This window comes from Streptomyces bobili (genome assembly GCF_002154575.1).
GTDB classification, from domain to species: domain Bacteria; phylum Actinomycetota; class Actinomycetes; order Streptomycetales; family Streptomycetaceae; genus Streptomyces; species Streptomyces bobili.
The window spans coordinates 1-12,547 of record NZ_MUBA01000192.1; the positions used below are offsets into that span (position 1 = coordinate 1).

At 71.8% G+C, this 12,547-nt stretch carries 10 protein-coding genes and 1 pseudogene; 7 read left to right on the top strand and 4 right to left on the bottom strand.

Going from position 1 to position 12,547, the window contains the following annotated elements; all coding sequences use genetic code 11:
- Nucleotides 1-221: 221 nt before the first annotated feature.
- Both bagE and bagA read right to left on the bottom strand, forming a co-directional pair.
- Entirely contained in the window at nt 222-1,535 is a 1,314-nt protein-coding gene (gene bagE / locus BZL64_RS16315; protein ID WP_244205358.1) for a bagremycin/ferroverdin synthetase BagE/FevW, read from the bottom strand.
- Entirely contained in the window at nt 1,532-3,121 is a 1,590-nt protein-coding gene (gene bagA, locus BZL64_RS16320) for a bagremycin/ferroverdin biosynthesis tyrosine ammonia-lyase BagA/FevW (protein WP_086769924.1), read from the bottom strand. The genes bagE and bagA overlap by 4 nt, the downstream gene beginning before the upstream one ends.
- 167 nt (nt 3,122-3,288) lie before the next feature.
- Here bagA and bagB point away from each other — a divergent pair, with 167 nt between their 5' ends.
- The 5 genes from bagB to BZL64_RS16345 all read left to right on the top strand — a co-directional run bounded on the left by bagB (nt 3,289) and on the right by BZL64_RS16345 (nt 8,580).
- On the top strand, nt 3,289-4,062 hold the full coding sequence (gene bagB, locus BZL64_RS16325) for a bagremycin/ferroverdin biosynthesis DhnA-type aldolase BagB/FevI (RefSeq protein ID WP_086769916.1): 774 nt from the start codon (nt 3,289-3,291) through the stop codon (nt 4,060-4,062).
- Between the two features lie 36 nt (nt 4,063-4,098).
- On the top strand, nt 4,099-5,205 hold the full coding sequence (gene bagC, locus BZL64_RS16330) for a bagremycin/ferroverdin biosynthesis 3,4-AHBA synthase BagC/FevH (RefSeq protein WP_086769917.1): 1,107 nt from the start codon (nt 4,099-4,101) through the stop codon (nt 5,203-5,205).
- Between the two features lie 4 nt (nt 5,206-5,209).
- On the top strand, nt 5,210-5,572 hold the full coding sequence (locus BZL64_RS16335) for an SAV_915 family protein (protein WP_086769918.1): 363 nt from the start codon (nt 5,210-5,212) through the stop codon (nt 5,570-5,572).
- A gap of 167 nt (nt 5,573-5,739) precedes the next feature.
- A complete protein-coding gene (gene bagY / locus BZL64_RS16340) occupies nt 5,740-6,837 on the top strand; it encodes a LuxR family transcriptional regulator BagY/FevT (RefSeq protein ID WP_244205359.1) in 1,098 nt (365 codons plus the stop codon).
- Between the two features lie 102 nt (nt 6,838-6,939).
- Nucleotides 6,940-8,580 carry an ABC-F family ATP-binding cassette domain-containing protein gene (locus tag BZL64_RS16345; protein ID WP_086769920.1) on the top strand — a complete coding sequence of 547 codons (1,641 nt, stop codon included), beginning with the start codon at nt 6,940-6,942 and terminating at the stop codon, nt 8,578-8,580.
- Nucleotides 8,581-8,644: 64 nt separating this feature from the next.
- Here the strand turns inward: BZL64_RS16345 and BZL64_RS16350 are convergent, their stop codons facing one another.
- Nucleotides 8,645-11,056 carry a Tex family protein gene (locus tag BZL64_RS16350; RefSeq protein ID WP_086769921.1) on the bottom strand — a complete coding sequence of 804 codons (2,412 nt, stop codon included), beginning with the start codon at nt 11,054-11,056 and terminating at the stop codon, nt 8,645-8,647.
- A 90-nt stretch (nt 11,057-11,146) separates the two neighbouring features.
- A complete protein-coding gene (locus tag BZL64_RS41940; protein WP_252548838.1) occupies nt 11,147-11,278 on the bottom strand; it encodes an LPFR motif small protein in 132 nt (43 codons plus the stop codon).
- Nucleotides 11,279-11,430: 152 nt separating this feature from the next.
- On the opposite strand from BZL64_RS41940, the gene BZL64_RS16355 reads away from it, so the two are divergent.
- Both BZL64_RS16355 and BZL64_RS41180 read left to right on the top strand, forming a co-directional pair.
- The gene (locus BZL64_RS16355) at nt 11,431-12,393 is read left to right on the top strand and encodes a GlxA family transcriptional regulator (RefSeq protein WP_086769922.1); all 963 of its coding nucleotides are present in this window, start codon (nt 11,431-11,433) and stop codon (nt 12,391-12,393) included.
- Nucleotides 12,394-12,423: 30 nt separating this feature from the next.
- Nucleotides 12,424-12,547, top strand: a pseudogene (locus tag BZL64_RS41180) (DJ-1/PfpI family protein); the annotation flags it as partial.

A 12,547-nucleotide genomic window follows, 5' to 3' on the forward strand; every position in this document is an offset into this window, starting at 1 on the left:
GGCGTCCCGTTCCGTCTCCATCACGGTGAGGCGGCGACCCCGCCGAGGATCCGGCCCCGTCCGCGACCCTGGCCGCGCAGCACCTCCGCGCGTCCCCCGGTCCTCGTGGAGGGGGGCACGGGGTCCGTCACCACCGCGCCCCGCGCGGCCACCGTGCCTACCGCGACCACCCCGGCCGGATCCGACGCCACGCTCCGCGGCGGCAGCGCGGTCACCGGGTTTCACCCCCGGACGACCGCCTGCCCCCAGTCCTCGTCGGGCCCGAAGAGCTTGCGCGGCTTCATGGCGTCCAGTTGCTCCGCCAGCAACGCGCTCGGTACGAGCGTGCCCTCCGGGACCGCGTCGGCCACGCAGGGCACCCCGAGTTCCGCCTCGACGGACGCGGCGAGCGACGCCGCGGCGTCCCCGCCGTGCGGGCCGGGCACCTCGATCTGCACGACCAGACGGTCGCGTTCGGCCCTGGCCCGCCAGAACAGCACGCCGTAGGAAGCCGGGAGCCGGTAGACCAGCTCCTCCACCTGGAGCTGCCCGAGACGCTGCCCGCCGACCGTGTAGCCCATGCCGAGCCGGCCCAGGACCCGCACCGTCGGAAGCTTCCACTCGCACGGGCAGTCCTCGTACCGCAGCTCCACCAGGTCCTCGAGGTTGTAGCGCAGCAGCGGCATCGCCTCGCGGTACAGCGGGGTGATGACCAGCTGCCCGGTGCCCTCGGCGGTGACGGCGCCGGTCTGGGGGTCGTAGATCTCCGGCAGCACCCGGTCGGCCCAGAAGTGCATCCGGCCGTACGGGCAGTCACTGGCCAGCGGGCCGACCTCCGTGCAGCCGTACTCCTCGATGACCGGGGCGCCCCAGATCTCCTCGATCCGGCGCCGGCGCGCGCTGCTCATCGGCTCGCCCGCCACGTACAGCGCCCGCAGCGCGGGGAAGGAACCGGCGGGGTGGCCTGCGGCCTTGGCCGCCGCGACCCAGAGCAGGCTCTCGCTCGGCGTCGACCAGGTCAGCGTCACCTCGAGATCGCGCAGCAGGCGTACGACCCGCGAGTAGGGCACCGCGAGCGAACGGCAGTCGCCGGGGACGACGGTCGCACCGCTGCGCATGGCGGCCCAGTGGGCCATGTGCCCGGCGAGCACCAGCCCGTAGGGGATGCGCACCAGCATGGTGTCCTGCGGACCGATCGGGACGGTCTTGCGGACGAATCGGTCGGCGAGATCGGTCCACTCCGCCTCGGTGAAGTAGGCGGGGGTCGGGTTGCCGGTGCTGCCGCTGGACTCGTGGTAGGTGGCCAGGCGCTCCTTGGGCACGCCGAGCATGCCGAAGGGGTAGCTGTCGCGCAGGTCCGACTTCCCGGTGAGGCCGACCTCGGACAGGGCCTGCCCCGCCTCCAGACGCCCGGCGTAGAAGGGCGAGTTGCGGGCGTGTTCGAGCGTCGGCCCGAGCCGCTCCCGCTGTCGTGTCCGCAGGTCGTCGAAGGTCTTCCAGTCACCGATGGCCGGGAGCGAGCCGCTGTTCGGTTCGGTGTTCAGCGCGACGGTCACAGCGCGCCTCCGGCCCGCGCCGCCTCGGTGAGAGCGCCCGAGGAGATCATCTCGACGACCGCGGTGATGTCGCCGTCCATCTGCCGGTCCTTGGCGGCGAAGGGAACCTCCTTGCGGATACGGGTGTGCACGGCCCTGGTGCGGGGGCTCATCTCGTCGACGCCGCGCAGTTCGACGGCCTGGCAGGCGGCGAGGAGGTGGATGGCCGCGACCTCACGGGTCAGTTCGATGACGGTGCGCGCGTCGCGGGCCGCGATCGGGGCCATGCTGACCTTGTCCTGGTTGTGCGCCTCGGTGGACCGGGAGAACGTGGAGGCCGGCCCCGCGTGCTTGAGCGCCTCCGCGGTGAGCGCCGAGCACGCGATCTGCATGCCCTTGAAGCCGTGCTGGAGACCGGCCTCGGTGTCGTCGTCGGCCACCCGGGCGATCAGGTTCGGGGTGAGGCCGTTGTTGAACTTCTCGTCGACCAGGAGCGCGAGCTGCCGGTCGAGGAGGTCGGCGACGCCGGCGACGGCTGTCTTCAGCGAGTCCATCGCGGTGACGACATGACCGCCGTAGAAGTTGCCGCCGCTGTACACGGCTCCCGTGGACGGATCGAACAGCGGGTTGTCGCTGGAGGAGTTGATCTCCACCGTCAGCCAGGGGGCGACCCAGTCGAGCATGTCCCGCAGCACGCCGGTGACGTGCGGGGCGCAGCGCAGCGAGTAGCGGTCCTGGATGCTGCGGGTGAGCTTCTGGTAGTGCCGGCCGTCCAGCGGGTCGTTGAGGTCGACGACCTGGTCGTACGTCATCGCCAGCGTGGAACCTTCGAGCAGCTCGTGGACGAGCGCGGCGCTGGCGCGCTGGCCGTCGTGCGGCTTCTCGTTGTGAATGAACGGCGCGTAGTGGCCGCGGTTGCCGAGCATGCCCTCGCTGGCCAGCGCGGTGCAGATGTCGGCCACTTCGGCCAGTTCGGCCGCCGCCGCGGCGTTCAGGACGGCGAACGCGGAGCTGAAGGAGGTGCCGTTGATCAGGGCGAGCCCGTCCTTGGCCTCGAGCGCCACCGGCTCCAGTCCCAGCTCGGACAGCACGTCCGCGGTCTGCCGGATCTCGCCGTTGTGGCGCACCTGGCCCTGGCCGGTCAGCGCGTGCGCGAGGTAGCAGAGCGGGACGAGGTCGCCGCTCGCGCCGACCGAGCCGCGCTCGGGGATGGTCGGCAGGATGTCGTGCCGCACGAAGTCGAGCAGCCGTTCCACGACGGGCATGCTGACGCCGGAGTTGCCCCGGGCGAGGCAGTTGGCGCGGATCAGCAACGTGGCGCGCACGACCTCGTCGGAGGCCAGCGGGCCGGTGCCGTTCAGGTGGTAGCGGATCAGTTCGTTCTGCAGCCGCGCGGTCTTCTCCGGTGATATCTGCCGGTTGACGCTGTCACCGAAACCCGTCGTCACGCCGTAGATGGGCTTGCCGGTGGCGAGGATTTCCAGCTTCAGGTCGCGGGAGGCGTTCATCGCCCGCGACGCGTCCTCGGAGACTGCGAAATCCGAACCTTCACGAGTTGCGGCGGCCACGGTCTGGCCGATGGTCAGGCCGCGCCCGTCAATCTTCATGGTGGTCACTTGTGGACACCTTTCTCGCCGGTTGTCCACGAGTCTTGACAGCCGATGTTTCCCGTCGATATCGGAAACGCGCCACACGCGATATGAGAAAGAGACACCGAAGATAGCCGCCCGCTGAAGAGTTGATCCAAGACCGGCACGGAGAAAGAGGAAACCCCATGATCTCCAACGGCGCGTTCGGCAGGCGACTTCGCTTGCGGCGCCTCTTCCGAAACGATTCCGAACGGCTGCTGATCGTGCCGCTGGACCATTCGGTGAGCCAGGGTCCGATCACCGGCGGCGAGGGGCTCGACGCGCTCGTGGGCCGGTTGGCCACCAACCGGGTGGACGCGATCGTCCTGCACAAGGGCAGCCTGCGGCACGTCGATCCCGTCTGGTTCTCCAGCACCTCGCTCATCGTCCACCTGAGCGCCAGCACCGTGCACGCCCCCGACCCGGACGCCAAGTACCTGGTGGCCGGCGTCGAGGAGAGCCTGCGGCTGGGCGCGGACGCGGTGAGCGTGCACGTCAACGTGGGTTCGGACAACGAGCAGCAGCAGATCTCCGATCTGGCCGCGGTCGCCGACGCCTGCGACCGCTGGAACGTGCCGCTGCTGGCGATGATGTACCCCCGCGGTCCCAGGATCAGCGATCCGCACGACCCGGCACTGGTGGCGCACGCGGTGTCCCTCGCCGCCGATCTCGGCGCCGACCTGGTGAAGGCCCCGTACGTCGGCTCGGTCACGGCGATGAGGGAGATCACCTCCCGCTCTCCCGTCCCGGTCATCACCGTCGGCGGCCCGCGCAACAAGGACGAGGGCCAGGTCCTGGCCGATGTCTCCGAGGCCCTGAGCGCGGGCGTCGCCGGCGTCGCCATGGGCCGCAACATCTTCGAGGCGCCCGACCCCGGCGTCATGGCCGCGAAGCTGGCCGACCTCATCCACAGTGACTGACTCATCCACAGGGACTGACCTCTAGGAGCCATACGCATGAAGCTCAGTTGGCTGGACATCCGCAACCTCGACGAGGCGAGGAACGCCATCGTCCAAGAGGCCCTGCATCAGCGGGTCGACGGCATCGTGGCGGCGGACCCGGCCGCCCTGCAGGGGCTGCCCCCGACCGTCACCAAGGTGCTGTTCCCCCGTGGCAAGACCCTTCCGGAGGACTTCGGCGAGGCCACGGTGGTCATCGTGGACCCGCGCTTCCACGGAATCACCCCCGCCGAGCTGAGGCTCGAACATCCGGAGCTGGAATTCGGCCGGTTCGTGGAGATCGTGGACGCCGAGACGCTGGAGGACGCCTGCCAGTCGGCGCGCACCGAGCAGTGGAGCCTGCTGCTGTTCCGCGACCCCACCAAGATCCCGCTGGAGATCGTCATCGCGGCGTCCGCGGCGGCCAAGGGCAGCCTGATCACGGTGGCGGCCGACGTCGAGGAGGCCGAGATCATCTTCGGGGTGCTCGAGCACGGCTCGGACGGCGTGATGATGGCGCCGAAGAAGGTCGGCGACGCCACGGCGCTGAAGACCGTGGTGAACGCCGAGACCCCCGACCTGGCCCTGACCGAACTCGAGGTCGTCAGCACCGAGCACGTCGGCATGGGCGAGCGTGCCTGCGTCGACACCTGCACCTACTTCCGCAAGGACGAGGGCATCCTGGTCGGGTCGCACTCCAAGGGCATGATCCTGTGCGTCAGCGAGACGCATCCGCTGCCCTACATGCCGACCCGCCCGTTCCGGGTGAACGCCGGCGCCATCCACTCCTACACCCTGTCCAAGGACGGCCGCACCAACTACCTCAGCGAGCTGAAGGCGGGCAGCAAGATCGTGGCCGCCGACGTCGCGGGCCGTACCCGGCTCGTCACCGTCGGCCGGGTCAAGATCGAGACCAGGCCGCTGATCTCGGTGAACGCGGTCTCCCCGGACGGCCGCGAGGTCAATCTGATCCTCCAGGACGACTGGCACGTACGGGTGCTCGGTCCGGGCGGCACGGTACTCAACAGCACCGAACTCAAGCCCGGTGACAAGGTCCTCGGCTTTCTGCCGACCGAGGACCGGCACGTCGGCTACCCGCTCGACGAGTTCTGCCTCGAGACGTGACGTAGTGGACGCGCTCCTGTTCGTCCCGGTCCGGGCCGACGACTCCGGCGGCGCGCCGGCCGTCGTACGGACGGCTCGGACGGGCGCCGGCCAGGAGCGGGTCGGCCTCGCCTTCACCGGCGAGGAACGGCTCCACGCGGCGCTGGGGCCCACCCAGCGGTGGATCCGGCTGTCCCGGCCCGCCCTCCTGGCGCTGCTCCGGCCGCTGGGCATCGAGGACGTCCGCACCGACCCGCTGTACGTCGGACCGCAGATGCCGCGGATGCCGGAGCTACCCGAGAGCACGGCGCTGGACCTCCGCGCGGCCGGGCCCGTCCTGGCCGGGGCCCGGCGGCTCGCCCAGTGGCTGCCGGACGAGGTGTGGTGACGGCCGGCGACGACGGTGACGGCCGGTGATGACCGGTGATGGCCGGTGACGGCCGGCCGTCACCGGTCCTGTCCGACAAGTAGCGTACGGTGGTGATTAGTTGGTAACTGGCAGCGCTCGCTTCATCATCCGAAGGCGATCCCGGAACGGAGTGCCGGAGCATGCCCATGGCGATCGGTCGCGACGAACTCATCTCACGGGCCGGGCGTGCGGACAGTCCGCACATGCTGTTCAGCACGCTGGCGACGCAACTGCGCAGGGTGGTGCCCTACGACGCGGCCGTCTGGCGGGCCACGGACCCGGACACCGGGATGATCACGTCGCCGATCCTCGCGGAGAACATCGAGGGCCACAGTTGCGCCGTCTACTGGCAGTACGAGCTGTTCACGGAGAAGATCAACCTCTTCCGTGACCTCGCGCTGGCGCCGGTGCCGGTGGCGAGCCTGTGGGACAGCACCGGCGGCGAGCCCGGCCGCAGCTCGCTCTACCGGGGCTTCCTGGCGCCGCGCGGCGTGCACGACGAGCTGCGGGCCGTGCTGCGGGTGGACGGGCGCCCGCACGGCTACGTGAGCCTGTTCCGGGAGAAGGGGCGGGCCGAGTTCAGCGGCGGGGAGCGCCGGTTCCTCGAGGAGCTGGGCACCCCGATCGCGCGCCGGCTCAGGTCGTACGCCAAATACCGCACCGAGGACTCCGGCGCGATGACCGGCACCGGGCTGCTGCTCTTCGACGCCCAGGGCGCCCTCGTCTCGGCCAACGACGACGCACGGCGCTACCTGGAGGAGATGCCGGAAGGCCCCGCCTCGCTCACCGCCCTCGGCATCCGCGTACCGCTGTGGGTGCACGGCACCGCGATGCGGGCCCGCGCGATCGCGCAGGAGCACGGCCGCGACACCGCGCGGATCAGGATGCGCAGCCGCACGGGCCGCTGGCTGGTGTGCCACGCCTCCTGCCTGCGGGAGGCCGACGGACGCCTGGGCGTCTCCGCGGTGATCATCGAGCGGGCCCCGATCTCCGAGGTCACGCCGCTCATCGTGCAGGCCTACGAGCTGTCCGAGCGGGAGCTGGACGTCACGCAGCGGGTGGCGCGCGGCCTGTCCACCAACGGGATCTCCGAGGAACTCCATCTGTCGCCGCACACGGTGCGCGACCACATCAAGGCGATCTTCGAGAAGCTCGGCGTGTCCAGCCGGGGCGAACTGGTGGGCAAGCTGTTCACCGAGCACTACGAGCCGCTGCCGCCCCGCTCCACCGGCCGGCGCGCCTAGCACCTGGCGCCCAGCACCTGGCCACCTACGCAGCTGCCAGGAAGTGGAGACGACGGTGCCGTCCTCGTCCGGGCCGCGGCGGCCGTTAGGATCTACTCCCTGATGACTGCCACCCTCGTCGCCAAGAACCTCGCCGCCGGCCACGGCGACCGCTCCCTCTTCTCCGGGCTCGACCTCGTCGTCGCCCCCGGGGACGTGATCGGGCTGGTCGGAGCCAACGGCGCGGGCAAGTCCACCCTGCTGACGCTCCTCGCCGGGCTCACCGCGCCGGAGCAGGGCGAACTGCGCCTGTCCCCGCCGACCGCGACCGTCGGCCACCTGCCCCAGGAGCCCGAGCGGCGCCCCGGCGAGAGCGTGCGGGACTTCCTCGCCCGCCGCACCGGTGTCGCCGAGGCCCAGCGGACCATGGACGAGGCCACCCAGGCCCTCGTCGACGGGGCGCCGGGCTCCGACGACGCGTACGCGACGAGCCTGGAGCGCTGGCTCGACCTCGGCGGCGCCGACCTCGACGAGCGCGCCGAGGAGATCGCCGGCTCGCTCGGCCTGGGCGTCGGCCTGGACCAGCCGATGACCTCCCTGTCCGGCGGCCAGGCGGCCCGCGTGGGCCTCGCCTCCCTCCTGCTGTCCCGCTACGACGTCTTCCTCCTCGACGAGCCGACCAACGACCTCGACCTGGACGGCCTGGAGCGCCTCGAACGCTTCGTGACCGGTCTGCGCGCCGGCACCGTCGTCGTCAGCCACGACCGCGAGTTCCTCACCCGCACCGTCACCAAGGTCCTCGAACTCGACCTCGCCCAGCAGCAGATCAGGCTCTACGGCGGCGGCTACGACGCCTACCTGGAGGAGCGGGACGTGGCCCGTCGGCACGCCCGCGACGACTACGAGGAGTTCGCCGACAAGAAGGCCGCCCTCCAGGACCGCGCGCAGACCCAGCGCTCCTGGATGGACAAGGGCGTGAAGAACGCGCGCCGCAAGGCGGCCAACGACAACGACAAGATCGGCCGCAAGTTCCGCAGCGAGGCCAGCGAGAAGCAGGCCGCGAAGGCCCGCCAGACCCAGCGCATGATCGAACGCCTGGAGGTGGTCGACGAGCCGCGCAAGGAGTGGGACCTGCGCATGGAGATCGCCTCGGCCCCGCGTTCCGGCGCCGTCGTGGCGACCTTGCGGGACGCCGAGGTGCGGCGCGGCGGCTTCGCCCTCGGCCCGGTGACCCTCCAGGTCGACTGGGCCGACCGGGTCGCGGTGACCGGCGCCAACGGCGCGGGCAAGTCCACCCTGCTCGGCGCGCTCCTCGGCCGGGTCCCGCTGGACGCCGGGCACGCCACCCTCGGCTCGGGCGTCCTGGTCGGCGAGGTCGACCAGGCCCGCAAGCTGTTCCACGGCACCGAGGCGCTGCTGGACGCGTTCGGCGCGGCCGTCCCCGACACCGAGCCGGCGGAGGTACGCACCCTGCTGGCCAAGTTCGGCCTCAAGGCGGACCACGTGCTGCGCCCGGCGGCCACCCTGTCACCCGGCGAGCGGACCCGCGCCGCTCTCGCGCTCCTCCAGGGCAGGGGAGTGAACCTCCTCGTCCTCGACGAGCCCACCAACCACCTGGACCTCCCCGCGATCGAGCAGCTGGAGTCGGCCCTCGACGCCTACGAGGGCACCCTCCTGCTGGTCACCCACGACCGCCGCATGCTGGACGCGGTCCACGTCACCCGCCGCCTGGAAGTGGCCGACGGCAAGGTGACGGAACGCTAACCGCTCACCACAGCGACGGGCCCGGTCCCCGCGGAGTGCGGGGACCGGGCCCGTCGCCGTCGCGTTACCGCTTGCCCTTCGGGTCGGTCAGTCCTGCCCGGCGCAGGGCGTCCGCCATCGCGCTGTTGGCCGGCGGCGGAGCCTGTCGCCCGCCGGCGGCCCGCTGGCCGCCGCCCCCGCCGCGCTGCCCGCCCTGCTGACGCTGTCCGCCGCCCTGCTGCCGCTGCTGCGGCGGACGTCCGCCCCGCTGCGGCCGTCCCTCGCCCGACGGATCGCCCTTCGGGGCGGCCTCGTCGTCCAGCCGGAGCGTGAGCGAGATCCGCTTGCGCGGGATGTCGATGTCGAGAACCTTCACCTTGACGATGTCGCCGGGCTTGACCACGTCCCGCGGGTCCTTGACGAACGTCCTGGAGAGAGCGGAGACATGCGCCAGCCCGTCCTGGTGGACGCCGATGTCGATGAACGCCCCGAAGGCCGCCACGTTCGTGACGACGCCCTCCAGGACCATGCCGGACGCCAGGTCGGAGATCTTCTCCACACCCTCCTTGAAGGTGGCCGTCCTGAAGGCGGGCCGCGGGTCCCGGCCGGGCTTCTCCAGCTCCTTGAGGATGTCGGAGACGGTCGGCAGACCGAACTTCTCGTCCACGAAGTCGGCCGGCCGCAGCGCACGCAGCACCGCCGTGTTGCCCACCAGCGACGCGACCCCCTCCCCGGACGACTTCACCATCCGCCGCACCACCGGGTACGCCTCGGGGTGCACGCTGGAGGCGTCCAGCGGATCGTCGCCGCCGCGGATCCGCAGGAAGCCCGCGCACTGCTCGTACGCCTTCGGGCCGAGCCGGGGCACCTTCTTCAGCGACTGCCGGGACGTGAACGGCCCGTTGGAGTCCCGGTGCGCCACGATGTTCTCGGCGAGACCGGAGGTGATGCCGGAGACCCGGGCCAGCAGGGGGGCCGAGGCGGTGTTCACGTCGACACCGACGCCGTTCACACAGTCCTCCACCACCGCGTCCAGCGAACGCGACAGCTTCAGCTCGGACAGGTCGTGCTGGTACTGGCCGACCCCGATCGACTTCGGGTCGATCTTCACCAGCTCGGCCAGCGGGTCCTGGAGCCGGCGCGCGATCGACACCGCGCCGCGCAGCGACACGTCCATGTCGGGCAGCTCCTGCGAGGCGAACGCGGACGCCGAGTACACGGACGCGCCGGCCTCGGACACCATCACCTTGGTGACGTTCAGTTCGGGATGCCTCTCGATGAGGTCACCGGCGAGCTTGTCGGTCTCGCGGGACGCGGTGCCGTTGCCGATCGCGATCAGTTCGACCGCGTGCTCCTTCGCCAGCCGCGCCAGCTTCGCGATCGACTCGTCCCACCTGTTGGCCGGGACATGCGGGTGGATCACGTCGGTGGCGACCACCTTGCCGGTCGCGTCGACGACGGCGACCTTCACGCCCGTACGGAAGCCGGGGTCCAGGCCGAGCGTCGCGCGGGTGCCCGCCGGGGCGGCGAGCAGCAGATCGCGCAGGTTCGCCGCGAAGACGTTCACCGCCTCGTCCTCGGCGGCCGTGCGCAGCCGCAGCCGCAGATCGAGACCGAGGTGCACGAGGAGGCGGGTGCGCCAGGCCCAGCGGACCGTGTCCTTGAGCCACTTGTCGCCCGGCCGCCCGCGGTCCGTGATGCCGAAGCGGTGCGCCACGATCCCCTCGTACGAGGACGGCCCGTCCGTCGGCTCCTCCGGCTCCAGGACGAGGTCGAGGACCTCCTCCTTCTCGCCGCGCAGCATCGCCAGGACCCGGTGCGAGGGCAGCGCGGTGAACGGCTCGGCGAAGTCGAAGTAGTCGGCGAACTTCGCTCCCGTCTCCTCCTTGCCCTCCCGCACCTTCGCCGCCACCCGGCCCCGCACCCACATGCGCTCGCGCAGCTCGCCGATCAGGTCGGCGTCCTCCGAGAACCGCTCGGTGAGGATCGCCCGCGCGCCGTCCAGCGCGGCCTGCGGATCCGCGACGCCCTTCTCGGCGTCGACGAAGGCCGCCGCCGCGGCGAGCGGCTCCACCGAGGGGTCACCGAGCAGCCCGTCGGCGAGCGGCTCCAGGCCCGCCTCCCGCGCGATCTGCGCCTTCGTCCGCCGCTTCGGCTTGAACGGCAGGTAGATGTCCTCCAGCCGCGCCTTGGTCTCGGCGCCCCGGATCCGCGCCTCCAGCTCGTCGCTCAGCTTGCCCTGCTCGCGCACGGACTCCAGGATCGCCGTCCGGCGCTCCTCCAGCTCCCGCAGATAGCGCAGCCGCTCCTCGAGCGTGCGCAGCTGCGCATCGTCGAGCATCTCGGTCGCTTCCTTGCGGTAACGGGCGATGAAGGGCACCGTCGAGCCGCCGTCGAGCAGCTCCACGGCGGACCTCACCTGCCGCTCCCGTACGCCGAGTTCCCCGGCGATCCTGCTTTCGATGGACCCTACGAGGGGTGGCAGCTCTGTCGTCACGATTCCCGTACCGCCTTCTCCACTGAGGTTGCGCGGCAATTGTGGCAGGCGGCGCCGACACCCGTGGATCAGGGCGCGGACCGGCGGGCCTCACGCCCTCCCGTGCCGCGTGGTGGAGGAGGCCCCGCCGAACAGCCGGGCCAGGGCCCGGAAGGGCAGCGTCACGACGGTGGCGACGGCACCACCGATCTGCCGCAGTACGTCTGCGATCGCACGGAACACGGAGTTCTCCCTTCGTCTCCCGGCCGTCCGGCCGGCGGACGGCCGGGTACCTCGACCGCGCCGGATCATGCCGCGTCCGGGCCGGCCGGGTGGCAGGAAAGGTGGGGTACTCGTCGTTGCGGCCGTCGCGTGGGCCGCGAAGAATCGACCGCATGGCCCAGCGCACCGTCCTCGTCGTCCTCTTCGACGACGTCCAGAGTCTCGACGTCACCGGTCCCGTGGAGGTCTTCGCGGGGGCCGACAAGCACGTGCCGGGCACGTACCGCGTCCGGACCGCCTCCCTGGACGGCGGTGCGGTGCGCACCTCCAGCGGCCTCACCCTCGTACCGGACACGGCCCTCGCCGACGCGCCCGACCCGCACATCCTGCTGGTGCCGGGCGGGCAGGGCACCCGCGGGCCCGATCCGCGGCTGACCGACTGGCTGCGTGAGCACGGCCCGCGGGCCGAGCGCCTCGTCTCCGTGTGCACCGGCGCGATCCTGCTCGCCGAGGCGGGCCTGCTCGACGGCCGCCGCGCCACGACCCACTGGGCGTACGCCGACACCCTCGCCCGCGACCACCCGGCGGTCGAGGTCGACGCCGAGCCCGTCTACGTGCGCGACGGACGCGTCTCCACCTCGGCCGGCGTCACCGCGGGCATCGACCTCGCGCTCGCCCTGGTCGAGGAGGACCTGGGCCGGGACGTGGCGCTCGGTGTCGCCCGCCATCTGGTCGTCTTCCTGCGCAGGCCCGGCAACCAGGCCCAGTTCAGCGCCCAGCTCCGCGCGCAGACCGCCCGCCGGGAGCCGCTGCGCGAGGTCCAGCGGTGGGTCACCGAGCACCCCGACGGCGACCTGAGCGTCGAGTCCCTCGCCGCCCGCGCGCTGCTCTCGCCCCGCCACTTCGCCCGCGCCTTCCGCGCCGAGACCGGCCTGACGCCCGGCCGCTACGTCGACCGGGTACGCCTCGAACACGCCCGCCGGCTGCTGGAGGACACCGGCGACGGCGTCGAGGAGGTCTCCCGCGCCAGCGGCTACGGCACCCCCGAGGCGATGCGCCGCGCCTTCGTCAAGGCTCTCGCCACCTCCCCGGCCGAGTACCGGCGCCGGTTCCGCCCCGCCGCCCCCGTCCGCTGAACGCCCACCGGCCCCCTCGAAAGGCAGCCCATGCAGATCGCCATCGTCCTCTTCGACCGCTTCACCGCCCTGGACGCCGTAGGCCCCTACGAGACCCTCGGCCGCCTCCCCGACGCGACGACCGTCTTCGTCGCCGAGCGGAGCGGCCCGGTGC